The sequence below is a fragment of the Roseovarius sp. MBR-51 genome, assembly GCF_053628575.1.
This window is the reverse complement of the sequence record NZ_JBRJGQ010000017.1, coordinates 38,681-61,492: the sequence shown is the minus strand read 5'-3', so window position 1 is coordinate 61,492 and position 22,812 is coordinate 38,681. Positions and strand designations below refer to the sequence as shown.

The following is a 22,812-nucleotide window of genomic DNA, read 5'->3' as shown; positions in this document are numbered from 1 at the left end:
AAGGGCAACAACTAGAGGGGAATACCATGGATATGCAGGGTAAATGCGTTCTCATCACCGGGGCCAGCAAAGGCATCGGTGCCGCCGCTGCGCGGGTTTTTGCCGCAGCCGGGGCCAATGTCGCCCTTGCCGCGCGCAATGGCGACGCGATTGCCGAACTGGCAGGCGACATCGGCCCCTCGGCCATCGCCATCCCCTGCGATGTCAGCCGCTACTGGGAAATCGAGGCCGCCATCGCCGCCTGCCACACTGCCTTTGGACAATTGGACGTGCTGATCAACAACGCCGGCGTGATCGAGCCCATCGCTCCCCTATCCGCCGCTGATCCCGAGTCATGGGCGCGCGCCATCGACGTCAACCTCAAGGGCGTGTTCAACGGCATGCGCGCCGCCCTGCCCGGCATGATGGCACGCGGCGCGGGCACCATCCTCACCGTCAGCTCTGGCGCAGCTCACAACGCCCTCGAAGGCTGGAGCGCCTATTGCACCTCCAAGGCTGGCGCGGCGATGCTCACCCGCTGTGCCGATCTTGAGGCATCGCCGGTCGGCGTCCGGGTGATGGGCCTCTCGCCCGGCACCGTCGCCACCGACATGCAGCGCGAAATCAAGGCCAGCGGCGTCAACGCCGTCAGCCAGTTGGACTGGTCCGATCATATCCCCGCCGATTGGCCCGCCCGCGCCCTCCTGTGGATGTGCGGCCCCGATGCCGCAGACTTCGCAGGTCAGGAAATCTCGCTGCGCGACGAGGCCATCCGCCGCCGGGTGGGCCTGATATGAGCGCGGCCCCTCTGGTTACGCTGGAGCGTGACGGCGGGCTCTGGATCGCGACCCTCAATCGCCCGGACAAGGCCAACGCCCTGACCGAGCCGATGCTGACCGAACTGGCAGACATCGCCGAGGCAGCCCAAGAGGCCCGCGTGTTCGTGCTGACCGGCGCGGGCAAGGCGTTCTCTGCCGGGGCTGACCTGGAGGCCGCGCGCACCGGTCTGGCCACCAGCCCGGTCTGGGAACGTCTATCCGGGGCCATCGCCGCCCTGCCCGGCCTCAGCATCGCCGCCCTCAACGGAACGGTCGCAGGCGGAGCCACCGGCATGGTGCTGGCCTGCGACATCCGCATCGCCGCCGAGGGGGCCGGGGCGTTTTATCCGGTGATGAAACTGGGCTTTCTTCCCCAACCCAGCGACCCCGCCCGCCTTGCCGCGTTGATCGGTCCGGCACGCGCCAAGATGATCCTTCTGGCCGGCGCGCGGCTCAACACCCAAGAGGCGCTCGATTGGGGGCTCTTTGACCGCGTTGTTCCCGGCGACAGCCTGTTGCAGTCCACCCGCGATCTGGCCGCCAACGCCCTCGCCGCGTCCCCCGAGCATGCGACAGCGCTCAAGGCGATGTGCCGCGCAGCGGGCTGAATGGACAAGAGCGCGGGATGGGACCGTGCGACCGTACGGTTTGACCGCACAAAAGTACGGTCCCCCTCTTCAGACCGGCATCGGAAACGGCCTGAGGATCGTATCCTTGCGCAGGTAAAGCGGGTGCTTGGCCGATCCGTCCTTGTTCAGCCCCAGACACATCAACGGCTTGCCAGTCGCAGCAATATCGCGCAGTGTTTGCCGCACAACCTCTTGATAACGCTTGTGAAGTTTTCCATAGGCCAGCACGACAAACTCGGATTGCTCCGCCATCGCCACCAGCGCCGGGATATTCGCCGGGCTGCACGCCTCTTGCGGATCACGCGGCAGATCCTTGGGCGATGTCGCCCGCCAATCCAGCATATTCCCCTTGAAATAAAAGGAAAATTTCCAATCCTTGGCAAACATGACCTCACGGTGACAGGTCGGATCAGACACTTCGGCACTCGCCACGGAGGGGTTCATCCCTATGAACAGCACCCTGCGCGGCACAACGCCCTCAGGCGTCCAATCCCGGCTCAGAACTTGCCGATAGCGGCCACATATAGAATATTCCGCGCCACCAACCACACCATCCGGCAGGCGCAACCGCACCTTGCCACCCGGATCGTGCAGATGATCGGGGGCCGCTCCGCTCATTGGTTGAACACCCGCGACGGATGCAATTCCCCCGCCTTGTAGCGCCCCACGGCAACCGCCTTGCCTTCGATCGCGGCCCAGCATTCATCCCCATACTCAATGCCCTGCGCGATCACCATGCCGGGGTTGCCATTGCGCAGACGCGCCGCCCCCTCGGGCGTGGCCGTGACCATGGGCAAATCGGCCAGTCCCTCTTCGAGCGGACGCACATGCGCCTCTAACTCCGGGCTCTGCGCCATCCGGTCGATGTCCTCGATGCTCAGGCCATCCTCGGCCTCGAACGGCCCCGACCACACCCGCCGCAACCACGCCACATGGCCATAACAGCCCAACTTCTCGCCCAGATCCCGCGCCACAGAGCGGACATACCCGCCCTTGCCACAGGTCATTTCCAACACCGCATGATCCGCATCGGGGCGGTCCACCAGCAACAATTCCTCAACCCAGAGGGGCCGCGCCGCGACTTCGAATTCTTCCCCGTCGCGCGCCAATTTATAGGCCCGCTGCCCGTCGATCTTGACGGCGGAATATTTCGGCGGCACCTGCATCACGTCGCCCACGAACCCACCAAGCAGCGCCTTGATCTCGTCATCCGTGGGGCGGCTCTCGCTCTCGGCGATCACCTCACCCTCAGTGTCATCGGTGTTGGTCGCCTGCCCCAGCCGCACGCAAAACGTATAAGCCTTGAGCGCGTCGGTGATATAAGGCACCGTTTTGGTCGCCTCGCCAAGCGCCACAGCCAGCACCCCCGTCGCCTCGGGGTCGAGCGTGCCCGCATGGCCCGCCTTTTGCGCCTGCAACGCCCATTTCACTTTGTTGACCACGGCGGTCGAGGTCATGCCAGCGGGCTTGTCCACCACCAGCCACCCCGAAATCTCGCGCCCTTTGCGTTTGCGTGCCATGCCCGGCCCTTTGCCTGTTGCCTAAGCCAGCAGCGCCTAATCCACCGCTGCGCCCGCGTCAATCACCGCGCCCACCATCGGCCCCAGAGGAAAGCCGATGTCAGAGCGCCCAAGCGCAGGCGCATAGAGGCGAGACACCTTGCCATCGAAATAGAGCGCTTGGCGCAGCTTCAGATGATCGCGGAAGAACCGCCCGAATGTATGGAAATTCACCGCCCGGTCCGAAATCACAAACCACGCCTGCCGCCCGTCTTGGGACGTGCCCACGCCGTTGCGGATATAGAAACTGTCGCTATCCTCCAAAAACCGCGGATGCAGCGCGCCGTCAATGACCAGCATCGGACCCGATTGGCTGGCATCACGACAGCGCGGGCGCTCGCGCTCAAAACGCAAGGTCTCGATCACATCGGCGCGGCCCTCACGGATGCAGAAGACCCCATTGGGCAAGAGGCCAAAGTTGCCGGGACCATCGCGCGTCACAAGACCGCGCACCTCTTGACCCGCCTCCACGTAGAGCCCCACCGGGCTGCGATCCGCATGATACATGCCCGCATTCATTGCAAAGACCAACGCCTTGCCCTCGGCCTTGAGCTTGTCGTCGATCGCCCCGAAACTGCCCAAGGGCGTCCCGGTCTGCGCGTAATTGAGGAAAAGCCGCAGATCGTCGCGCAGCATGTCGACGGCACAGACGGTGTAACTCTGGCCGTCAAAGCGTTCGGAACGACACTCTGCCGCCTGCACCCCGCCGGGGCCAAGCATCAGCACAAGCCCAAGCGCGAGCCTAGCCTTCCACATCCCGGCGCACCGTGTCTTGCTCAAAGAGGCGTCTCGTCTCGTCGATCTGGTCAAAGGTCTCATCCAGCCGAAAGCGCAGATCGGGCGCGTATTTCAGACCCACCTTCTTGCCGATGATGCGCCGCAACTCGTGCTTGTTGCGCGCCAAGAGCGCGATCAGATCCTCTTGGCCTTCACCCCCCAGTGGCATCACATAGGCGGTGGCAATCTTGAGGTCCGACGAGGTGCGCACTTCGCCCACCGTCACCGAAATACGGTTCAGATCGGGGTCGTGAATATCGCCCCGCATCAGAACTTCGGACAACGTCCGGCGGATCAACTCGCCCACGCGAAGCTGCCGTTGCGAAGGGCCGGGCCCGTCATGAAACTTGTTCTTTGCCATGCCCCGCATCTAATCGCTTGGGCAGGCATTTCCAAGCAGAGAAATCCGCCCGGCTTTTTCTTGGCAGAAATACTCCTGCACCACCCCTACCCCACCCGCGCCCTTGCCGCCTCAAACACTCCGCGCTATGCAGGCCCGCAACCAGCAAAGGAGAGCCGCCCATGACCGACCTGCCGGGCATCGTGATCACCGGGGCCTCAGGCCGCATGGGCCAGATGCTGATCCGCACGTTGGCCGAGAGCCCGCGCGCGACGCTCATCGGCGCGCTTGAGCGGCCCGGTCACGCCTGGATCGGACAGGATGTGGGCCGCGCCATGGGTGGCGCCGACATGGGTGTTGTCGTAACCGACGATCCGCTCGAAGTGATCGCCCGCGCCCATGCGGTGATCGACTTTACAGCCCCCGCCGCCACGCTGGAATTCGCCACCTTGGCCGCTCAGGCGCGGGTCGTGCATGTGATCGGCACCACCGGGTTCGAGGCATCAGACCTCAAACACCTCGACGCCGCCGCGCGCCATGCGGTCATCGTGCGCGCCGGCAACATGAGCCTTGGCGTCAACCTGCTCGCACAACTGACCAAGCGCGTGGCCGCCGCCCTTGACGAGGATTTCGACATCGAGATCGTCGAGGCGCATCACAATCAAAAGGTCGATGCCCCCTCGGGCACGGCGCTCATGCTGGGCGAGGCAGCGGCAGAGGGGCGCGGTGTGGCGCTCGAGCGTGTCAGCGACCGCGGCCGCGACGGCATCACCGGCAAACGCATGCGCGGGCATATCGGATTTTCGGCCATTCGCGGCGGTGACATCGTGGGCGAGCATGATGTGATTTTTGCAGCCGCAGGCGAGCGGATCGTGCTGCGCCACATTGCCACCGACCGCGCCATTTTCGCGCGCGGCGCGCTCAAGGCGGCGCTCTGGGGACTGGGGCGCAAGCCGGGCAGCTATGACATGATTGACGTTCTGGGCCTGTCCGACAACTGATCCAATGGCTGCCCTCGTGCGTATCCCTATCCGATCACAAGATGTGACAGGTGAATATCATGCGTTCGATCTTCGTTATTTTACTGAGCTTTGGCCTCTCAACGCCCGCCGTTGCAGAGGGATTTGCACCTGTCACCGAGCGGGACCGATTTGTGTCTTTGATCGAAGGCCGAGACCTGACGCGCTTCGGAATCACGCTCAACGTAACCAAGGACGGTCAGATCAAAGGCCGCGCCTTTGGTCGTGACGTGACGGGGGCCTGGAAGTGGAACGGCGACTATTTCTGCCGCGACCTCTACTGGGGCAACATGGACCTCGGTCCTAACTGTCAGGCCGTGCGCGTCCAAGGCAACACTGTACGTTTCATATCAGACCAAGGCACTGGACAGTTCGCCGATCTCAGCGTGGAATGATCGCACGCCCTCAGGTCCATCAAAAGTCGATAGCGAGACCCTTCTTTTCCCAATCTCCATAGCGCACTGGCTCCAAGCCTTCGCGGCGCCCCCCAAGCTCTTTTGGCAAGGCCAACGTCTCTGCTAACTTTCGCCGTTCCTCGGCTTCAGCAAGAGCGCGCTGTGCGGCGGGCGGCAAATCGCGGGGCTTAGGGCTGTCATCGCATGTCATGGTCGGGCTTTCCTTGTCATCTCCCCCCTGATATATCGCGCAGCCAACCCTTCGCCAAGGACAAGGCCATGAAAAAACCCACCCTCACCGCCCGCTCTGCAGCGGTTCATCTGCTCGACCGGGTGTTGGGAGAGGGACGGCTCATGTCCGAATTGATCGCGGGTGGGGCGCTTGATGCGCTCTCACCGCCCGACCGCGCACGCGCTCAGCGGTTAGCAACGGACACGCTCCGTGGGTTGGACCGCGCCGACCGACTCTTGTCACGACACCTGCGCAAGGCACCGCCCTTGCCAGTGCAGAACGTCCTACGTCTGGCTACCGTAGAACTTGCACAGGGCGGCGAGTCGCATGGCGTGGTCAATGAGGCGGTTGAGACAATAGGCCAAAGCCCGCGACACGCGAAACTCAAGGGGTTGGTCAATGCCGTGCTGCGCAAGATGACCGAAGAGGCCCCCCGCAGTTGGCACGATCTGCGCCTGCCAAGCCTTCCGACATGGCTGCGCGCGCCGCTGGTCGAAGCATGGGGCAAGGGCCCGGTCGCCGCGATGGAGCGCGCGCATTTCGCGGGTGCGCCCCTTGATATAACGGTGAAATCTGACCCCGAGGCATGGGCCGAAAGGCTCGGAGCTACACTGTTGCCGACCGGGTCTATACGGCGCACCGATCCGGGGCAGGTCTCTGCTCTTACTGGCTATGCCGAAGGGGAGTGGTGGGTGCAGGACGCCGCCGCTGCCCTACCCGTAGTGGTTCTGGCCCCAAAGCCCGGAGAACAGATCCTGGATCTTTGCGCTGCTCCGGGAGGCAAGACGCTGCAAATGGCTGCGGCAGGCGCAAAGGTGACCGCCCTCGACCTGTCAGAGCGTCGGATGGCGCGCGTGACAGAGAACCTTGCCCGCACGGGGCTGACCGCCACCTGCATCGTGGGCGACGCACTCCATCATAAAGGTGGGCCCTACGATGCGATTCTGCTTGATGCGCCCTGTTCGGCCACTGGCACCATGCGACGTCATCCAGACCTGCCTCACGCCAAGGATGGCTCGGATTTTGGCGTGCTCATCGCGTTGCAGGCGGCGATGTTGGATCATGCCCTGACGCTTTTGAAACCTGACGGGCGGCTTGTCTTTTGCACCTGTTCACTTTTGCCAGACGAGGGCGAATGCCAAGTAGAAGAAGCGCTTGGTCGCCATCCAGACCTGACTGTCGACCGCACCACACTCCTCCGCCCCGGAATCGAGCCCGGGTGGGTCACCGAAGAAGGCGGATTGCGACTGCGTCCCGACTACTGGGCCGATCTGGGCGGCATGGACGGCTTCTTCATCGCCTGCCTGCGGCGGTGAAGACCGGCTTTCCGCCGCAAAGAAACGGTGACTTGAGCCATACCCGTGGCTATAGTGGAGCCATCAACGCCGACAGAAGCGTCCAGAGGCACGGCACATGTCCACATCCGATCTCATTCCAGAGCGCTGGCCAGAGCGCTGGTCGCGCCTGCTGAACCGACTTGCTGCGCGGCGCGCAGCGCTCAGCCGCCCCGCAACGGCATTTCTGTCACAACCCGAACCCCGCAGCATCGGTTATCTCGCCCGAGGGCGACAGCTTTGCGCCGGTAATTTCGTCTTTGCCGGCCATCTCGTCGAGGCTCCGAATACCAGCATCTGGGATATTGACCCGCCGGACGCCGGATTTGCGGCGGAAATGCATGGCTTTGGCTGGCTCGATGATCTGGCCGCCGCTGGAGATGCGGCAGCGCGCAGCCATGCTCAGTCGTGGCTGTGGGCGTGGATTTCCCGCTACGGCAATGGCTCGGGACCGGGATGGACGCCGGACCTGACCGGACGCCGCCTCATCCGCTGGATCAGTCAGGCGCTCTTTGTCCTGAGAGGTCTGCCGGCCGAGGCCTCATCGCCCTTCTATCGCTCGATGGCGCAGCAAACTGCGTTTCTTGCCCGTCGCTGGCAGGCGACACGCCCCGGACTTCCACGGTTCGAGGCACTGACAGGTCTCATCTATGCAGGCTTGTCCCTGGAGGGGATGCAGTCCCAGTTGAACCCGGCGCTGGCTGCACTTGCGCGCGAATGCGAGAGCCAGATCGACTCTATGGGCGGATTGCCCACACGCAATCCCGAAGAGTTGCTGGAGGTGTTTACTCTGCTCACTTGGGTCGCAATGGCCCTTAGCGAATCTGGCAAAACCGCAAGTGAGGCGCACTGGCGCGCCATTGAGAGGATCGCCCCAACGCTGCGCAGCTTGCGTCACGCTGATGGCGGTCTGGCGCGGTTTCATGGTGGCGGGCGGGGGTTGGAGGGACGGCTCGACAGTGCATTGGCCACCAGTGGCGTAAAAACCCGACTTGCCGACAAGTTGGCGATGGGATTTGCCCGACTGAGCTCTGGCCGAACCAGCGTCATCATCGACGCGGCCCCGCCCCCGATCGGTGCGGCCTCTGCGGGCGCGCATGCGTCGACGCTCGCATTCGAGCTGACATCGGGGCGTCGACCGCTGATCGTGAACTGCGGCTCGGGACATAGCTTCGGCCCCGAATGGCGACGCGCCGGTCGCGCCACCCCATCCCATTCCGCCCTCGTGCTGGCCGCAGGATCGAGCGCGCGATTGAGCAATGACAAACGGCATCCTGATTGGCTGAGCGAGGCCCCACGTTCAGTTCAGGTGAATCTGTCCAAGGCTCCGGACGGGGTTCGGTTTGAGGGGGCGCATGACGGCTATGTCCGCGGGCACGGCCTGACGCATGTCCGCCAACTGGACCTGACCTCTGATGGGCGCGGGTTGGCTGGCGAAGATATGCTGTTGGCCATCGAAGAACCGGAAAAGCGGCAATTTGACCGTGCCCTCGATGAAACACGCATGCATGGGATTCCGTATGACGTTCGGTTCCATTTGCACCCGGATGTGGACGCGTCGGTGGATATGGGCGGGGCTGCGGTGTCTTTGGCATTGCGCAGTGGTGAGATTTGGGTATTCCGCAGCGACGGGCACGCCGCTTTGTCCTTGCAACCGAGTGTTTATCTTGAAAAAACGCGCCTCAAACCGCGTGCGACCAAACAGATCGTTTTATCCGGTCGCGCGATGGACTATGCGACCCATCTGAGATGGTCACTGGCCAAGGCGCAAGATACCCCGGTTGGCATCCGCGATGTCAATGAGGACGCGCTTGATCCCGTGGCCGACGAGTGAACCGACAAGGCAGGACCGCCCGACATGACCGACCACGCGCCCATCACCCGCGCCCTTCTCTCCGTTTCCGACAAGACCGGGCTTCTTGAGCTTGGCCGTGCGCTGGTTGCGCGCGGGGTTGAACTGCTGTCCACCGGCGGCACCGCCAAGGCACTGCGCGATGCCGGGCTTGCGGTGCGCGACGTGGCCGAAGTCACGGGCTTTCCCGAGATGATGGACGGGCGTGTGAAAACGCTGCACCCGATGGTGCATGGCGGCCTTCTGGCGCTGCGCGACAACCCCGAGCATCAGGCGGCCATGCACGCGCATGGCATCGGGCCTATCGACCTCTTGGTGGTCAACCTCTACCCGTTCGAGGAAACCGTGGCGCGCGGCGGCGACTATGACGACTGCGTCGAGAATATCGACATCGGCGGTCCGGCCATGATCCGCGCGGCAGCCAAGAACCACGCCCATGTCGCCGTCGTGGTGGATGTCGAGGATTACGAGACGCTGATCGGTGACATGGACCGGCACGGCGGCGGCACCTGCCCGAAATTCCGCCGCAAACTGGCGCAGATCGCCTATGCCCGCACAGCCGCCTATGACGCGGCGGTCAGCACATGGCTCGCGGGTGCCATTGGCGATGCGGCCCCACGCCGCCGGGCGTTTGCCGGAACGCTGGCACAAACCCTGCGCTACGGCGAGAACCCGCATCAGGCGGCGGCCTTCTACACCGATGGCTCGGAGCGCCCCGGCGTGGCCACCGCCCAGCAGGTGCAAGGCAAGGAACTGAGCTACAACAACATCAACGACACCGATGCCGCCTTTGAACTGGTGAGCGAATTCGCCCCCGCCGATGGTCCTGCCTGCGCCATTATCAAACACGCCAACCCCTGCGGTGTGGCCCGTGGTGCGACGCTGCTTGAGGCTTATAAACACGCCTTCGACTGCGACCGCACCTCCGCCTTTGGTGGCATCATCGCCCTCAACCAGCCGCTCGATGCTGCCACCGCCGAAGAGATTGCCGAGATTTTCACCGAAGTGGTCATCGCCCCCGGCGCGGATGCTGGCGCCATGAGTATTTTCGCCAAGAAAAAGAACCTGCGCCTGCTCTTGACCGAAGGGCTGGCCGATCCCGCCACGGCGGGTCGGATGATCAAACAGGTCTCGGGCGGCTATCTGGTGCAGGACAAGGACAGCGGCCATATCAACGCGGCCGATCTCAAGGTCGTGACCAAGCGCGCGCCCACGACGCGCGAACTGGCCGATCTGCTCTTTGCCTGGAAAGTGGCAAAACACGTCAAATCCAACGCTATCGTCTACGTCAAGGACGGCGCGACTGTGGGTGTCGGCGCAGGCCAGATGAGCCGGGTGGACAGCTGCCGCATCGCTGCGCGCAAGGCGGTGGACATGGCCGAAACCCTCGGTCTGGTCGCGCCGCTGACCCAAGGCAGCGTCGTAGCTTCGGATGCGTTCTTTCCCTTTGCCGATGGCCTGATGACCGCCGCCGAAGCGGGTGCCACCGCCGTCATTCAGCCGGGCGGCTCGATGCGCGACGAAGAAGTGATCGCGGCAGCGGATGCGGCGGGGTTGGCCATGGTCTTCACCGGCATGCGCCATTTCCGGCACTGACGCGCAGATGCGGATCGTTTTCTGGACGGCGTTCTGGGTGTTTCTGCTGGATCAGGCCAGCAAATACTTGGTGGTGCATGTCATGGACCTGCGCACTTTGGGCGCGATTGACGTCTTGCCGCCCTTCATCAACCTGCGCATGGCATGGAACTACGGAATCAATTTCGGTATTCTAGCGGGGGACGGTCCTCTCACGCGTTGGGTTCTGATTGTCGTGGCGGTCGTCATCTCAGGAGCCGTGCTCTGGTGGGTGCATACCGATCCCGCCGGTCGCTGGCACCGGTTCGCCGCAGGCTTGCTGGTCGGAGGCGCGCTCGGCAATGTGATAGACCGGCTGATTTACGGCGCAGTTGCGGACTTTCTCAACATGTCCTGCTGCGGCATCAACAATCCCTTTGCCTTCAATGTCGCAGACATTGCCGTGTTTGTCGGAGCATTCGGCATGGTTCTGCTGCCATCAGGCAAAAAGCCCTCGTGACCTTGGGCTTTGAATGCGATAAGGCTCAAGGGATTTTGCAGGAGAGTGGCGATGGCGATGCCGCATAAGACAGTTCTGAGCCTTTTGGTGGTGACCGTGTTGGCCGGATGCGGTGGCCGCGATGACGTCACACTGAGCCGTATCCGCCATACCGGAAACGGCCCTGATGAGTTTTCGATCATTCCAAGCAAACCTTTGCAAACACCTGAGAGTTATGCCAGCCTACCCGCTCCAAATCCGGGTGGTGCCAACCTAACGGATCAGAATCCACTCGCGGATGGGCTTGTTGCTCTGGGTGGAAATCCTGCAGGCGGAGCAACAAACAACGGCGCGCTTGTCAATCACGCCAACCGATATGGTGCAGCGCCGGCCATACGCCAGACACTCGCGGCAGAAGACAAGGAGTTGCGTCGCCAACATGGGCGCGTAGACGTTCTGCGGTTCTTGCCTGGTGATGATTACGTACAGGCCTATCGACGCGATTGGTTGGACGCCTATACCGAAGAAGAGCGCTTGCGCAATCGCGGCGTGCTGACCCCAGCCAGTCCTCCAGCACCCGAGTGATTGGGGCGGCGCTTGAAACGGCGCGGCCAAGGCGTATCTACTAGATCAGATGCCCAACATCGACCGGAGACCGTTTATGCGATATATTCTCGCCTGCCTGACGTTGGCTATAACCACTCTGGCTGCCCCCGTTTCACTGGCCTCGACCGCTGATAAGGTCACGACATTCACGCTCGACAATGGGCTTGAGGTCGTGGTGATTGAAGATCACCGCGCGCCAGTTGTGACCCAGATGGTGTGGTATCGAGCAGGGTCGGCCGATGAAAGCCCGGGCGTATCCGGTGTGGCCCATTTTCTTGAGCACCTGCTTTTCAAAGGCACCAAGACCATGGCGCCCGGTGAATTTTCGTCAACCGTTGCGCGCAACGGCGGTTCGGACAACGCCTTTACCAGCTATGATTACACGGCCTATTTTCAGCGCATCGCCTCCGACCGACTGGAATTGGTGATGCGTATGGAAGCCGACCGCATGACCAATCTGCAACTGGATGAAGGAGATATCGCAACCGAGCGCGATGTTATCATCGAAGAGCGCAATCAGCGGGTGGAAAATAGCCCCGGCGCGCTTTTTCGCGAACAAAAAAGCGCCGTGCAGTATCTTAATCACCGCTACGGCGTGCCGATCATCGGCTGGCGTCATGAGATGGAGGCGCTCGACCTTGATGCTGCCCTTGATTTTTACCGCGAGTATTACGCCCCTAACAACGCCATTCTAATCGTTGCTGGTGATGTCATGCCAGAGGACGTGCGCAAATTGGCGGAGACGTATTATGGCCCAATTCCGGAGAATCCCGATCTTCCAGAACGGGCCCGCCCTCAGGAACCACCTCAATTGGCGGAACGTCGGATGACATTTCGTGATGCCCGCGTGTCACAGCCCTATGTAACTCGGTCCTATCTTGCACCAGAGCGTGACAGCGGCGCGCAGGAAAAGGCCGCCGCACTGACCTTGCTGGCTGATATTCTTGGGGGCGGCCAAACATCCATTCTGGCTGAAAAACTTCAATTCCAGAGTAAGACAGCAGTTCAGGTCGGGGCGTCTTATTCCGGGTCATCACTGGATGCCACGACTTTTGATCTCTACGTCGTGCCAGCAGCAGGGGTCACTTTGGAGCAAGCCGAGGCGGCGATGGACGAGGTGTTGACCGAGTTTCTCGAAACCGGCGTTAACGCAGAGCAACTCGACCGAATAAAGATGCAGTTTCGAGCCTCTGAAACCTATGCCCGGGACGATGCCGGAGGCCTTGCCAATCGCTATGGTCAGGCACTGACCCAAGGACTGACAGTCGCCGATGTTCAATCCTGGCCTGACGTATTGCAAGCCACTACGGCAGATCAGATCATGCAGGCTGCACGCGAGGTGTTTGACCGCACCCAATCCGTGACAGGCTGGCTCATGGCCCCGGAGGTAACGCAATGATCCGTTTCGTTCTGAGTTTTGTGATCCTTCTTGCCGCGCTGCCCGCGCGCGCAGAGGTTGACGTCAAGGAGATCACGTCGCCCGGTGGTTTGGACGCATGGTTGGTCGAAGATCATTCGATCCCATTTGTTGCGCTGGAGTTGCGGTTTCGCGGTGGAGGATCCCTCGATCCAAAAGACAAGCGCGGCGTGACGAATTTAATGGTTGGTTTGCTCGAAGAAGGAGCAGGTGAACTAGACGCACAGGGTTTTGCCCGTGCGGCAGAGTCGCTCGCAGCAGATTTCAGGTATTCTGTGAATGACGATCAAGTCAGCGTTTCAGCCCGGTTTCTGACTGAGAACCGCGATCAGGCGCTTGATCTTCTCCGCACCAGCCTTGTGCAGCCACGCTTTGATCAGGACGCAATCGAGCGGGTGCGCGGCCAAGTTGCATCGGTCATCGCATCGTCGCAAACTGACCCGCGTGATATTGTAGGCAAGGCGTTTGACAGCCTCGTTTTCGGCACACATCCCTATGGATCCTCCCTTGAAGGCACACTCGAGAGTGTTGGCACACTGACGCGCGAGGATATCTTGGCGTCACATGCGGGAGCCCTCACCCGCGACCGTCTCTATATCAGTGCCGTGGGTGATATCACTGAGGGAGAGCTCGCGTCGCTCATTGATGACCTTCTTGGCGCATTACCCGAGACAGGTGCCCCACTGCCTAATCCAGTTGATCCCAATCTGCCCGGCGGCGTTCAGGTCATCGACTTTGCGACGCCGCAGTCCATTGCAGCCTTTGCGCAAAAAGGTATCGACAGGGATCACCCAGATTTCTTTGCCGCCTATATCCTCAACCACATCCTTGGTGGGGGCGGGTTCGAGAGCAGGCTGATGACTGAGGTACGCGAAAAGCGCGGACTAACCTATGGAGTCTATTCCTACCTCGCCGACAAGGACGCGGCCCAGCTCTGGATGGGATCCGTTGCCTCTGCCAATGACCGTGTCGCCGAGGCAATTTCCGTGATCCGCGCTGAATGGGAGCGTATCCGTACTGAGGGCGTGACGCCCGAGGAACTGGAGAATGCCAAAACCTATCTGACGGGTGCCTACCCGCTGCAATTCGAAGGTAACGGCCCGATTGCCGATATTGCGGTCGGCATGCAGATGGAGGGATTGCCCACTGACTACATCACCACGCGCAACGACAAGGTCAACGCCGTAACCCTTGAGGACGTGAACCGCGTTGCGCGCGATTTGCTCACCCCCGAGTCGCTGACCTTTGTCGTGGTAGGACAGCCTGTGGGCCTTGAAAGCACCGTAAACTGACACGACCAAACGCCCCGTCCCTATGTCGGACCCAAACCTGCACGTTTCAGGGCATCTTCCAGCGGTGAGAGATCGGAAAAGTGCAGGCGCACTGGCAGAGTCAGTACTTTGCGGCGAAAGTGTTGCGGCAGGCGCACGGCATCTTTTTCCGTCGTGACCAGTTGCGCGCCGAGGTTCGCCGCCTCACGCTCGAGCCGCGCCAAGAGGGCTTGGGTATAGGGCTGTTGATCCTCGAAGGACTCACAACGCACCAGTTCCGCCCCTAATCCGCGCAAGATAGCAAAGAACCTGCCCGGATCGCCGATTGCGGTAAAGGCCAAGAGTCGTGATCCCGGCCATTCCATTCCGGTCTGGAGGGGGTGTAGCTCGCCCTGCAGATGCGGCAAATTGATGTGCTCGCCCCATAGCGCAGAAAATCGGTCCTGAGCGCTTTTGGGGCCTATGGAGAGCAGGAGGTCCGCGCGAGTGAGACCTCGTTTCACCGGCTCACGCAGGGGGCCCGCGGGGAGACATCGACCGTTACCAAATCCGCGGACAGCATCGACCACGACGATGGAAATGTCCTTGGCCAAGGATGTGTCCTGAAACCCGTCATCCATTACGATACAATCGAATGCGGGCCCGCCTTTTCGATCAGCCGAAAGGATCGCCCGCGCCCCTTCTACCCAATCTCGCACAGACCAAGTCGGTGCGAAATCTGCGGCGAGCAACGGGCCGTCGCCGACGTCTGCCGAGGTATGGTCGCGCGGGGCCACTTGCACCGGTCCTCGGAGTAATCCCTTCTTACCCCACGACAGGATTGCCGGCTCATGACCCATGCGATGAAGATGCGCCACCACAGCCAGAACTGCGGGCATCTTGCCTGTGCCGCAAAAATTGAGATTTCCGATACAGATCACCGGCACAGGTGCGCGCCAATCGTGGCCAGCAGTCAACCGCCTCAACGTTGACCGCGCATAGAGCAATCCGAAGGGAGCGAGCAGCCGCACACGCAAGCCGGGGCGACCAGGCGGATTGTACCAATAGGCGGGGGGTTTCATTTTTCGGCCTCTAACCGATCCAGGCGGTCCAACAGCATATCCTGGATGCGGTCGGTCACGGCGGCTCCTTTGGACGCCACATCCCACGCGGCATGCGCCATAACCGCCGCCTGATCGGGAGCAATCAGGCGCTGAACCGCAGCAGTCAGGGTTTGGCTGTCTCGGACAATCCGCGCTGCCCCGGCTTCGGCATATCTGGAATAGCGATTCAAATATCGACCCACATTTGGTCCATAGAGGATCGCCGACCCATGCGCCGCCGGTTCGTTGGGATCGCGACCATGTTGACCAGAGACAAGCGATGATCCCATGAAGGTCACGGGCGCCAAGCGATACCAAAGCCCCATCTCGCCCGGTGTGTCCGCGAGAATCACTTGCGTCGTTTCACTTGGCAACTCACCCTCGGACCAGACCGACGTCCGCCAGCCTTGTAGATTGAGGATGGCACGGATCTCGTTGTGATCATCATTCAAATCCGGAACGATGATCAAAAGGCTCCGATGCGCCAGGCGACTCACTTCTCGGTGGGCCTCAAGGACGGTTTCTAACTCTGCTCTTTGGATTTGCGAGGCAAGCCAGATCGGTCGGCTACGCAGTAGTCCTGCCATCTCTTCACGTTCCGAAGAGTTGTAGGGCAAGGTCATGGCCCCCTCTTGAAACGGCCCGGTTACAGACACAATCCGCTCTGGTGCCCCGAAACGGCGTACCAACCTTGCCGCAGTTTCGGTGCGGGTCAGTATCTCTGTAAAGAGCCCCAGCACAGCACGAGGCATGTCCGGGAACCAGCGCCAGCTCGCACGCTCCAGATAGGTTTCATCGGCGTCCACCAGATAAAGCGGAATCTTCTGCCTCGACGCGCAAATCAAAAGGGCTGGCCTCAAATCTCCCCCGGTCCAAACGCAAATGTCAGGGCGCCAATGCGCCAAGAATGCTTCTGCAGCGGGGAGGTTGTCCTCTGGTACGGGTTGCCAAAGGACGGGACTATTGGTGCCCACCCGAGCCGGAGCCGTGCCCGAGGTCGTCAGCAAAAGTCGCAACCCTCGACGCTGACTTGCCAGCCGTTCCGCAAGGTGCACCAACGTGTCGGCCCGGGCTGCATCAACTGCATGCGCCCATATCAACTGGCCTTGAGGACGCGGCTGGTCTGGAACATCACCAGGACGCCCGGCGCGCCGGGCATATGCGAGATAAGCCGCAAGGCTGAGCGAGCGGCTCATCAGGATTATTCCGATACTAGGCCGCGCGAAACGTCGGCCCCCTGAGTGCAATGCGTGGCGTGAGGAGCAACACACAGATGTCCGCAAAGCAAATGAAGGCTGTCAATCATGGCCATTCCTCAAGATGTCGCAGGTTGCGCGAACCGTATTCCTTTGCATCCGCTCGTCAAGCATTGCCCACGAGTTCAGGCCAACCGCCTTAGAAATATGCTGGTTGACGCAAGTTCTGGAAACTTTCGGAAAACCGAGGTCGTCACATCCCAACTAAAGATCACTAACGCGCCGGAAGATCCCCATAGCCAAGAGCGGTTGCAAGGGCCGCAAGAGCTGGCGCAATCAACGCCTCAGAGTCAAAGACGGTCACTGGTACGCCAAGCTCTGACAAAGCGTGCGAATACTGCGTTGCACATGCGCTATCCGCAATCAAACTAACGCTCTGTCCCAACCAATAGGGCCTTGCCGCGGCAAGTTCTGCGCCCAACAGATGTCCGCTCACGGCTGATGTACTATGAGTCACCTGTGCCGAACGCAGCTGCGCGGCGAGACGCTCAGGCCGCGTTAACGTATCTGAGATGGCTGTTTCACAAAAGCTCGAGGCACCACCCAGGGTAGTGATCAAGCGAGGTGTGAGAAAGCTCTGAGAGCTGACAGCCTCACCGGCGCTCAGATGCAGCCAGTGGTGTAGATCGCGCAAAACCACCCATGCAACCCCATCCCAAGAGCTGCGCACACTTAACAGTCCGATCAACAGAAAACGCACCCAACCGTCGATCACATCCGGCGGGCTATCTTGTACGAAACCTGCTAACCCGTGGCCTACTTGCGGCAGAATTTTGGTGGGAATACTGCCGGTTTGCCCCTCTCCGATACGGTACAATATCCGAAGCGCCGGATTGACCCGCGCAAGTAAGGTTGCGGAATCAGGAGCGGTTAGAGAATGGGTCACCGGCGACCCGCGCAACACAAAGGCACGGGCGGCATGACCGTCATGGCCGAGAACCGCCCAATCGGTCATTGTTTGCGTTCAAGCTGCGCAATCAGGCCCGACATGTCGTAGCCTGCTTTGGACGTGGCGCGCAGAACTTCGTCGCCTCCCAACTCACTGAATTTGGTCATGCTCCAGAGCATCGTGCAACGCGTTCCTGTTCGGCAATAGGCCAAGATCGGCTTGGGGAGGTCCTCAATGGCAGCACGAAAGGCATTGAGATCAGCATCGGTCATCTGTCCCGATACGATTGGCACTGCGCGAACCTCGAGCCCGGCAGCCTTGGCCGTTGCGGCAACCTCATCATAACAGGTCTGGCCAAAGTCCTCGCCATCGGGACGATTGCAAAGGATTGAACGAAACCCAGCTTCGACGATTGCAGGTACATCCGCACAGTCAATTTGCGGTGAGACAGTAAAATCTTGGGTGATCGGGCGCAGGTCCATCAGGCTCTCCTCGAGGGTTCGCGCCATCATATGCGCAAATCCACAGTTGAGTTCAATGGCGCGCGCAAGGACCGTGGCAGAGAGGCGCGCGGCAATAGGTCTCGCCAGTTTGCGAAAGAATCTTGCAGGACGGGTCGAATTCGGTGGAAATTTGGCGCGTTCGGCTCGTGAATCCCGTGAATCCCGTGAATCCGGGAAAACTGTAAATAAAACCTTTGGTAGAGTGACGTACCGGGTAGCAGTCTTGACACCCGGAAATACAAAAACAGCGAGGGAGATCTTGTTATGTCTGGAAAATTCGTCGTCGGCTACGACGGCAGCGTTTCATCAAGGCGTGCGCTTGAATTCGCGGTCGATCGCGCACGCGCTCAGGGAGGTACGATAATTCTGGCACATGTGCTGGAATGGTCACCCTATTCCTTTCTCACCCCGAGCGAGCTGGAAGAACGTCACAAGCGTCGTCGCGAAGAAATGGAACGCGCCGAAAAGGCAATCACTTCGACGGTCGTCGCCGAGTTGCAGGACGCAGGCATGCCGGTCGAAGCAGTGATCCGTTATGGCAACACAGCAGATCTCCTTTGCCGGATCGCCAAGGAGCACAATGCGGTTCAGATCATTATTGGAAGGGACGGTCAATCAGCGATTGGCGCACGGGTGTTCGGCTCTGTCGCCGGTGCACTCGTTCAAACCGCGCCGGTGCCTTGCACCATCGTTCCGTAACAAAAAGAAACAACAGGGATGACAAAGATGTATCGACATGCATTTCCTGCGGCGTTTGCCGCGGTTGGGGCAGCACTCTACTCCGCACCTGCCTACGCGCAATCCATTGATGAGAAGGTCAATCAGATTTTCGCCAACTCGACAGGCTGGTTTGTAAATCTGATTTTTTCCAACTTTCCAGGAACCACATTTCCGTGGATCGTGGCTTGGCTGGTGATCGGCGCGACCGTGTTCACGCTCTACTTCGGCTTTATTCAGTTCCGCGCGATTGGCCATTCGATTGCCCTCGTCAAAGGCGACTATTCCGACCCGAACGATGCCGGTGAGGTCAGCCATTTTCAAGCGCTCGCCACCGCCCTCTCGGGCACTGTCGGCCTTGGCAATATCGCAGGCGTCGCCGTCGCGGTCAGCATCGGTGGCCCCGGCGCGACCTTCTGGATGATCCTTGCAGGCCTCATGGGGATGGCGTCGAAATTCACCGAATGCACGCTTGGCGTCAAATACCGCAACGAATACCCCGACGGGCGCGTTTCGGGCGGGCCGATGTATTACCTGACCAAGGGCTTTGCCGAACGCGGCGTGCCCGGTGGCAGGTTTCTGGCCGTGCTCTTCTCGATCTTCTGCATCCTCGGCGCCCTTGGCGGCGGCAATATGTTTCAGGCCAATCAAGCGCATCAGCAGATTGCCGGCATCGTCGGCGCATATCCGGGCTGGATCACCGGCGTGATCTTTGCCGGTGTGGTCTTTGCGGTGATCGTCGGCGGCCTCAAATCCATCGCCAGCGTCACCGAAAAGGTCGTGCCCTTCATGGGCATCCTCTATGTCGGCACGGCACTGATCATCATCGCGATGAACGCGGATAAAATCGGCTGGGCCTTTGGTCAGATCTTCGACGGGGCCTTTACCGGGCTTGGTGTCGCCGGCGGCATGGTCGGCGCGCTGATTCAGGGTTTCAAACGCGCAGCCTTTTCCAACGAGGCGGGCGTCGGCTCCGCCGCCATCGCCCATTCGGCGGTGCGCACCAAGGAACCGATCACCGAAGGCTTCGTGTCGCTGCTCGAACCCTTCATCGACACCGTTGTGATCTGCACCATGACCGCGCTGGTGATCATCATCACCGGGCAGCTCGTGGCGGGACCAGATGGCAACTACCTGCTCAACGAGGCAGGCACCGCGATCCAGACCGTTGGCGGCACCTCGGGCGTTGGCCTAACCTCAGCAGCCTTTGGCAGCGCGATCAGCTGGTTTCCCTACATTCTGGCGGTGGCGGTCGTACTTTTCGCCTTCTCGACCATGATCAGCTGGTCTTATTACGGCCTCAAGGCCTGGACCTACCTGTTTGGCGAAGGCGAGACCAAGGAACTGGTATTCAAGGTGATCTTCTGCATCTTTGTGGTAATCGGGGCTGCGGCCAATCTCGGCCCGGTGATCGACTTCTCGGATGCCGCGATCTTTGCCATGGCGGTGGTCAATATCATCGGGCTCTATATCCTGATGCCCATCGTCAAGCGTGAGCTTAACAGCTACCTCAGCCGCTTGAAATCCGGCGAGATCAAGAAGTTCGAGTAAATCAGGCGCTTTCATGCGATACTCAGGGGCCAGCGGACATCCGCTGGCCCCTTTGGATTCAGGGAGATCATGTATAGGTAGATGTCAGAACGAAACGACGATTTTCCCTCAAGGAGGACCAGTTATGGACAAAGAGACATACCAGAAAAAGCTGCACGCCCAACTCGATCAATGGAAAGCCGAAATCGACAAGCTGCAAGCCCAGTCGCGCGAGGCTTCTGCCGACATGCAGATCAAATATCAGGATCAAATCAAAGAGCTGCGCGAAAAACGCGCCGAGATGGCAGCCGAGTATGACAAGATTGAGGCCGCCAGCCTTGAAGCCTGGAAAGACTTCAAGACCGGCACCGACCAGGCTTGGGACAACATGTCCAAAGCCATGAAATCGGCTTGGAGCCGGTTCAGCTAACGCCCGATTGGAAAACGAACCAAGCGCCGTTCAAGGCGCTTGGCATGGCTCAGGCCGCTGCGAACCCGGCATCAAGCGACGACAGGATCACGTCAATCTCGGCCTCGGAAATCACCAGAGGCGGCGACATCAGGATGTTATGCGCCCCTAGACGCACCATCGCCCCCGCCTCATAGGTCGCCTGATGCACCCGCTTCATGGTCGCGGCATCCATCGGGGTCTTCTTCGCGCGGTCGCTGACCAGTTCGATCCCCATCATCAACCCATGACCGCCCCGCACATCACCGATGATGTCGTATTTTGCGGCCAGTTTCTTGACCCCCTCATAGAGCTGCACGCCGCGCACGGCAGCATTGCTCTTGGTATCCAGCCGCAGCGTCTCGGACAGGCACGCCACCACTGCCGCCGCCCCCACGGGATGCGCCGAATAGGTGTAGCCGGTCCAGATGTTGCCCTCTGGACCCGCCTTCTCGAACACATCCGCCACCTTGTCGCCCAAGACCACACCGCCCACCGGAAAATAACCGCTGGTGATACCCTTGGCGATTGTCATCATGTCGGGCTGCACGCCCCAATGTCGCGCCCCGGTACAATCGCCGGTGCGCCCGAATCCGGTGATGACCTCGTCGGAAATCATGAGGATGCCGTAGCGGTCGCATACCTCGCGCATATGCTTCATGAATGACGCATCCGGCACGATCACACCGCCGGCACCCTGGATAGGCTCCATGATAAAGGCGGCAATCGTCGAGGGATCCTGAAACTCGATCTCGTCCACCATTGCAGCGGCAATCTTTTTCGCCAGCTTGGCACCATCCGTCTCATCGAACGGGTTGCGATAGGTATAGGGGCTGGGCAGGTGGAAACAGCCCGGCAAGAGCGGCTCATAGGTGATGCGGAACCGGTTGTTGCCATTGACCGAGGCACCGCCCCAATGGGTGCCGTGATAGCCCTTTTTCAGGCTCAGAAACTTCGTGCGCGTGGGTTCGCCGCGCAGGCGGTGATATTGCCGCGCCATGCGCAGCGCCGTGTCCACACTGTCCGATCCACCAGAAGTGAAAAAGACCCGCGTCATCCCATCCTCGGCAAAAAACTCCTGCACCGCATAAGAGGCCTCGATCGCCGCTGGGTTGGTAGTACCGGCAAAGGCTGAATAGTATGGAAGTTGCCAAAGCTGATCGGAAATCGCCTGCTTCACGACATCGTTGGAATAGCCAAGATTGACACACCACAACCCACCCACAGCATCCACGGGGTCATGCCCGTCTATGTCGGTGATCCGCACACCTGCCGCACTCTTGATGATCTTGGGCGCGTTGGCCTGCATCTCTCCCGGATGCCCCATCGGGTGCCATAGGTGGCGGGCGTTCATTTCACGCAAGAAATTATCGTCTTTCATGGGGGTGCTCCGGCAGGTGTAATTTGATCAAATCCTGCCACTGGCGCGAAAGACTGTCCAGAGGGATAAATGAGCCGGGACAATCAATCCCGACCCATCCTGCCCCAGGAGCACTATTCTGCCAGTTTTTCGTCAATGATGGCCTTGAGTTCGTCATAGGCCATATTCGCATACTTCTGCTCGTTGATCACCAGCGTCGGTGTGGAATTCACCTCATGAACTTCGGCATTTTCCTGGTACCACGCGACCAACGTCTTGGCTTTTTCGTTGTCATTGAGACAGGCCTCGAGCGCATCAGGCTCTAACCCTGCAACTTTGCCGATGCGACGCAGGTTGTCAGCTATCTCCGCTGGTTCACCTTTGGTCCATTCGGCCTGTTGCTCATAGATCATGTCCGAAATACCAAAAAACTTCTCGGGTCCACCACAGCGTGCCACCATTGAGGCCCAAAGACCGAAGCGGTCAAAATAGACATCCCGATAGATGAAATGAACCTTATCGGTGTCGATGTAATCGGCTTTGAGTTGCTTCAGCGGCCCTTTGTGGAAATTCGCGCAATGCGGACAGGTAAAGGACGCATATTCAATGATGGTCACTTTCGCATCTTCGGGGCCCATTGTCATTTCGACGATCTGAGATGTATCGGGGGCTGCCTCCTGCGCCATGGCAGCGCCGGTCAGCATGGCAAGGGCAACTGCCCCAGTAGCGATCAATTGTTTCATCAC

Annotated in this window: 25 protein-coding genes; 14 read left to right on the top strand and 11 right to left on the bottom strand. The window is 60.5% G+C overall.

Features of this window, described 5'->3' with window-relative positions; all coding sequences use genetic code 11:
- The first annotated feature begins 26 nt into the window (after positions 1 to 26).
- Entirely contained in the window at positions 27 to 776 is a 750-nt protein-coding gene (locus ACSSVY_RS19295) for an SDR family oxidoreductase (protein ID WP_454271399.1), read from the top strand.
- Complete coding sequence (locus ACSSVY_RS19290) at positions 773 to 1,405, top strand: enoyl-CoA hydratase/isomerase family protein (protein WP_454271397.1); 633 nt, start codon at positions 773 to 775, stop codon at positions 1,403 to 1,405. The genes ACSSVY_RS19295 and ACSSVY_RS19290 overlap by 4 nt, the downstream gene beginning before the upstream one ends.
- A gap of 69 nt (positions 1,406 to 1,474) precedes the next feature.
- Here ACSSVY_RS19290 and ACSSVY_RS19285 read toward each other — a convergent pair whose 3' ends face one another.
- The 4 genes from ACSSVY_RS19285 to rbfA are packed head-to-tail and all read right to left on the bottom strand — an operon-like array spanning position 1,475 to position 4,123.
- Complete coding sequence (locus ACSSVY_RS19285) at positions 1,475 to 2,044, bottom strand: DUF1643 domain-containing protein (RefSeq protein WP_454271396.1); 570 nt, start codon at positions 2,042 to 2,044, stop codon at positions 1,475 to 1,477.
- Entirely contained in the window at positions 2,041 to 2,946 is a 906-nt protein-coding gene (gene truB / locus ACSSVY_RS19280) for a tRNA pseudouridine(55) synthase TruB (protein WP_454271395.1), read from the bottom strand. Before truB ends, ACSSVY_RS19285 begins: the two co-directional genes overlap by 4 nt.
- A 36-nt stretch (positions 2,947 to 2,982) precedes the next feature.
- Complete coding sequence (locus ACSSVY_RS19275) at positions 2,983 to 3,741, bottom strand: phosphodiester glycosidase family protein (protein ID WP_454271412.1); 759 nt, start codon at positions 3,739 to 3,741, stop codon at positions 2,983 to 2,985.
- Positions 3,728 to 4,123, bottom strand: a complete 396-nt coding sequence (gene rbfA / locus ACSSVY_RS19270) for a 30S ribosome-binding factor RbfA (RefSeq protein ID WP_296637085.1) — start codon at positions 4,121 to 4,123, stop codon at positions 3,728 to 3,730. Before rbfA ends, ACSSVY_RS19275 begins: the two co-directional genes overlap by 14 nt.
- A 161-nt stretch (positions 4,124 to 4,284) precedes the next feature.
- Here rbfA and dapB point away from each other — a divergent pair, with 161 nt between their 5' ends.
- Together dapB and ACSSVY_RS19260 are read left to right on the top strand one after the other, a co-directional pair.
- Positions 4,285 to 5,103, top strand: a complete 819-nt coding sequence (gene dapB, locus ACSSVY_RS19265; protein WP_454271393.1) for a 4-hydroxy-tetrahydrodipicolinate reductase — start codon at positions 4,285 to 4,287, stop codon at positions 5,101 to 5,103.
- Between the two features lie 59 nt (positions 5,104 to 5,162).
- The gene (locus tag ACSSVY_RS19260) at positions 5,163 to 5,516 is read left to right on the top strand and encodes a dihydrodipicolinate reductase (protein ID WP_454271391.1); all 354 of its coding nucleotides are present in this window, start codon (positions 5,163 to 5,165) and stop codon (positions 5,514 to 5,516) included.
- A 19-nt stretch (positions 5,517 to 5,535) separates the two neighbouring features.
- Here the strand turns inward: ACSSVY_RS19260 and ACSSVY_RS19255 are convergent, their stop codons facing one another.
- Positions 5,536 to 5,727, bottom strand: coding sequence for a DUF1674 domain-containing protein (locus ACSSVY_RS19255; protein ID WP_454271389.1), 192 nt, complete (start codon positions 5,725 to 5,727; stop codon positions 5,536 to 5,538).
- A 68-nt stretch (positions 5,728 to 5,795) separates the two neighbouring features.
- Between ACSSVY_RS19255 and ACSSVY_RS19250 the strand changes: the two genes are divergently transcribed.
- The 7 genes from ACSSVY_RS19250 to ACSSVY_RS19220 all read left to right on the top strand — a co-directional run bounded on the left by ACSSVY_RS19250 (position 5,796) and on the right by ACSSVY_RS19220 (position 14,302).
- Positions 5,796 to 7,064 (top strand): RsmB/NOP family class I SAM-dependent RNA methyltransferase, encoded by a 1,269-nt coding sequence (locus ACSSVY_RS19250; RefSeq protein ID WP_454271387.1) that lies wholly within the window; start codon positions 5,796 to 5,798, stop codon positions 7,062 to 7,064.
- Between the two features lie 97 nt (positions 7,065 to 7,161).
- Positions 7,162 to 8,916 carry a heparinase II/III family protein gene (locus tag ACSSVY_RS19245; protein ID WP_454271386.1) on the top strand — a complete coding sequence of 585 codons (1,755 nt, stop codon included), beginning with the start codon at positions 7,162 to 7,164 and terminating at the stop codon, positions 8,914 to 8,916.
- A gap of 24 nt (positions 8,917 to 8,940) precedes the next feature.
- Entirely contained in the window at positions 8,941 to 10,530 is a 1,590-nt protein-coding gene (gene purH / locus ACSSVY_RS19240; protein WP_454271384.1) for a bifunctional phosphoribosylaminoimidazolecarboxamide formyltransferase/IMP cyclohydrolase, read from the top strand.
- Between the two features lie 7 nt (positions 10,531 to 10,537).
- Positions 10,538 to 11,008, top strand: a complete 471-nt coding sequence (lspA, locus tag ACSSVY_RS19235) for a signal peptidase II (RefSeq protein WP_297778733.1) — start codon at positions 10,538 to 10,540, stop codon at positions 11,006 to 11,008.
- A 51-nt stretch (positions 11,009 to 11,059) separates the two neighbouring features.
- Positions 11,060 to 11,572, top strand: coding sequence for a DUF3035 domain-containing protein (locus tag ACSSVY_RS19230; protein ID WP_454271383.1), 513 nt, complete (start codon positions 11,060 to 11,062; stop codon positions 11,570 to 11,572).
- A 76-nt stretch (positions 11,573 to 11,648) separates the two neighbouring features.
- Positions 11,649 to 12,992, top strand: coding sequence for a M16 family metallopeptidase (locus ACSSVY_RS19225; protein ID WP_454271382.1), 1,344 nt, complete (start codon positions 11,649 to 11,651; stop codon positions 12,990 to 12,992).
- Positions 12,989 to 14,302 carry a M16 family metallopeptidase gene (locus ACSSVY_RS19220; protein WP_454271381.1) on the top strand — a complete coding sequence of 438 codons (1,314 nt, stop codon included), beginning with the start codon at positions 12,989 to 12,991 and terminating at the stop codon, positions 14,300 to 14,302. Before ACSSVY_RS19225 ends, ACSSVY_RS19220 begins: the two co-directional genes overlap by 4 nt.
- A 20-nt stretch (positions 14,303 to 14,322) precedes the next feature.
- Here ACSSVY_RS19220 and lpxK read toward each other — a convergent pair whose 3' ends face one another.
- The 4 genes from lpxK to ACSSVY_RS19200 form a co-directional block, all read right to left on the bottom strand.
- Positions 14,323 to 15,342 (bottom strand): tetraacyldisaccharide 4'-kinase, encoded by a 1,020-nt coding sequence (lpxK, locus tag ACSSVY_RS19215; RefSeq protein WP_454271379.1) that lies wholly within the window; start codon positions 15,340 to 15,342, stop codon positions 14,323 to 14,325.
- Positions 15,339 to 16,559, bottom strand: coding sequence for a 3-deoxy-D-manno-octulosonic acid transferase (locus ACSSVY_RS19210; protein WP_454271377.1), 1,221 nt, complete (start codon positions 16,557 to 16,559; stop codon positions 15,339 to 15,341). Before ACSSVY_RS19210 ends, lpxK begins: the two co-directional genes overlap by 4 nt.
- A 274-nt stretch (positions 16,560 to 16,833) precedes the next feature.
- Positions 16,834 to 17,574, bottom strand: coding sequence for a 2-dehydro-3-deoxygalactonokinase (locus ACSSVY_RS19205; RefSeq protein ID WP_454271375.1), 741 nt, complete (start codon positions 17,572 to 17,574; stop codon positions 16,834 to 16,836).
- Positions 17,571 to 18,017 carry a TIGR01244 family sulfur transferase gene (locus ACSSVY_RS19200; RefSeq protein WP_454271373.1) on the bottom strand — a complete coding sequence of 149 codons (447 nt, stop codon included), beginning with the start codon at positions 18,015 to 18,017 and terminating at the stop codon, positions 17,571 to 17,573. Before ACSSVY_RS19200 ends, ACSSVY_RS19205 begins: the two co-directional genes overlap by 4 nt.
- A 258-nt stretch (positions 18,018 to 18,275) precedes the next feature.
- Here ACSSVY_RS19200 and ACSSVY_RS19195 point away from each other — a divergent pair, with 258 nt between their 5' ends.
- The 3 genes from ACSSVY_RS19195 to ACSSVY_RS19185 all read left to right on the top strand — a co-directional run bounded on the left by ACSSVY_RS19195 (position 18,276) and on the right by ACSSVY_RS19185 (position 20,688).
- Positions 18,276 to 18,710 carry a universal stress protein gene (locus ACSSVY_RS19195; protein WP_454271371.1) on the top strand — a complete coding sequence of 145 codons (435 nt, stop codon included), beginning with the start codon at positions 18,276 to 18,278 and terminating at the stop codon, positions 18,708 to 18,710.
- A gap of 27 nt (positions 18,711 to 18,737) precedes the next feature.
- Complete coding sequence (locus ACSSVY_RS19190; protein WP_454271369.1) at positions 18,738 to 20,279, top strand: alanine/glycine:cation symporter family protein; 1,542 nt, start codon at positions 18,738 to 18,740, stop codon at positions 20,277 to 20,279.
- Positions 20,280 to 20,403: 124 nt separating this feature from the next.
- Positions 20,404 to 20,688 (top strand): hypothetical protein, encoded by a 285-nt coding sequence (locus ACSSVY_RS19185; protein WP_454271368.1) that lies wholly within the window; start codon positions 20,404 to 20,406, stop codon positions 20,686 to 20,688.
- A 49-nt stretch (positions 20,689 to 20,737) separates the two neighbouring features.
- On the opposite strand, the gene ACSSVY_RS19180 is transcribed toward ACSSVY_RS19185, so the two are convergent.
- Positions 20,738 to 22,087: an aminotransferase class III-fold pyridoxal phosphate-dependent enzyme gene (locus tag ACSSVY_RS19180; protein WP_454271367.1), complete on the bottom strand. Its 1,350-nt coding sequence runs from the start codon at positions 22,085 to 22,087 to the stop codon at positions 20,738 to 20,740.
- Between the two features lie 113 nt (positions 22,088 to 22,200).
- Positions 22,201 to 22,809: a DsbA family protein gene (locus ACSSVY_RS19175; RefSeq protein WP_454271366.1), complete on the bottom strand. Its 609-nt coding sequence runs from the start codon at positions 22,807 to 22,809 to the stop codon at positions 22,201 to 22,203.
- Positions 22,810 to 22,812 lie beyond the last annotated feature (3 nt).

Coding starts and splice junctions, on each gene's coding strand:
- ACSSVY_RS19295 (WP_454271399.1), top strand. CDS start 27: ATGGATATGCAGGGTAAATGCGTTCTCATCACCGGGGCCAGCAAAGGC.
- ACSSVY_RS19290 (WP_454271397.1), top strand. CDS start 773: ATGAGCGCGGCCCCTCTGGTTACGCTGGAGCGTGACGGCGGGCTCTGG.
- ACSSVY_RS19285 (WP_454271396.1), bottom strand. CDS start 2,044: ATGAGCGGAGCGGCCCCCGATCATCTGCACGATCCGGGTGGCAAGGTG.
- truB (WP_454271395.1), bottom strand. CDS start 2,946: ATGGCACGCAAACGCAAAGGGCGCGAGATTTCGGGGTGGCTGGTGGTG.
- ACSSVY_RS19275 (WP_454271412.1), bottom strand. CDS start 3,741: ATGTGGAAGGCTAGGCTCGCGCTTGGGCTTGTGCTGATGCTTGGCCCC.
- rbfA (WP_296637085.1), bottom strand. CDS start 4,123: ATGGCAAAGAACAAGTTTCATGACGGGCCCGGCCCTTCGCAACGGCAG.
- dapB (WP_454271393.1), top strand. CDS start 4,285: ATGACCGACCTGCCGGGCATCGTGATCACCGGGGCCTCAGGCCGCATG.
- ACSSVY_RS19260 (WP_454271391.1), top strand. CDS start 5,163: ATGCGTTCGATCTTCGTTATTTTACTGAGCTTTGGCCTCTCAACGCCC.
- ACSSVY_RS19255 (WP_454271389.1), bottom strand. CDS start 5,727: ATGACATGCGATGACAGCCCTAAGCCCCGCGATTTGCCGCCCGCCGCA.
- ACSSVY_RS19250 (WP_454271387.1), top strand. CDS start 5,796: ATGAAAAAACCCACCCTCACCGCCCGCTCTGCAGCGGTTCATCTGCTC.
- ACSSVY_RS19245 (WP_454271386.1), top strand. CDS start 7,162: ATGTCCACATCCGATCTCATTCCAGAGCGCTGGCCAGAGCGCTGGTCG.
- purH (WP_454271384.1), top strand. CDS start 8,941: ATGACCGACCACGCGCCCATCACCCGCGCCCTTCTCTCCGTTTCCGAC.
- lspA (WP_297778733.1), top strand. CDS start 10,538: ATGCGGATCGTTTTCTGGACGGCGTTCTGGGTGTTTCTGCTGGATCAG.
- ACSSVY_RS19230 (WP_454271383.1), top strand. CDS start 11,060: ATGGCGATGCCGCATAAGACAGTTCTGAGCCTTTTGGTGGTGACCGTG.
- ACSSVY_RS19225 (WP_454271382.1), top strand. CDS start 11,649: ATGCGATATATTCTCGCCTGCCTGACGTTGGCTATAACCACTCTGGCT.
- ACSSVY_RS19220 (WP_454271381.1), top strand. CDS start 12,989: ATGATCCGTTTCGTTCTGAGTTTTGTGATCCTTCTTGCCGCGCTGCCC.
- lpxK (WP_454271379.1), bottom strand. CDS start 15,342: ATGAAACCCCCCGCCTATTGGTACAATCCGCCTGGTCGCCCCGGCTTG.
- ACSSVY_RS19210 (WP_454271377.1), bottom strand. CDS start 16,559: ATGAGCCGCTCGCTCAGCCTTGCGGCTTATCTCGCATATGCCCGGCGC.
- ACSSVY_RS19205 (WP_454271375.1), bottom strand. CDS start 17,574: ATGACCGATTGGGCGGTTCTCGGCCATGACGGTCATGCCGCCCGTGCC.
- ACSSVY_RS19200 (WP_454271373.1), bottom strand. CDS start 18,017: ATGGCGCGAACCCTCGAGGAGAGCCTGATGGACCTGCGCCCGATCACC.
- ACSSVY_RS19195 (WP_454271371.1), top strand. CDS start 18,276: ATGTCTGGAAAATTCGTCGTCGGCTACGACGGCAGCGTTTCATCAAGG.
- ACSSVY_RS19190 (WP_454271369.1), top strand. CDS start 18,738: ATGTATCGACATGCATTTCCTGCGGCGTTTGCCGCGGTTGGGGCAGCA.
- ACSSVY_RS19185 (WP_454271368.1), top strand. CDS start 20,404: ATGGACAAAGAGACATACCAGAAAAAGCTGCACGCCCAACTCGATCAA.
- ACSSVY_RS19180 (WP_454271367.1), bottom strand. CDS start 22,087: ATGAAAGACGATAATTTCTTGCGTGAAATGAACGCCCGCCACCTATGG.
- ACSSVY_RS19175 (WP_454271366.1), bottom strand. CDS start 22,809: ATGAAACAATTGATCGCTACTGGGGCAGTTGCCCTTGCCATGCTGACC.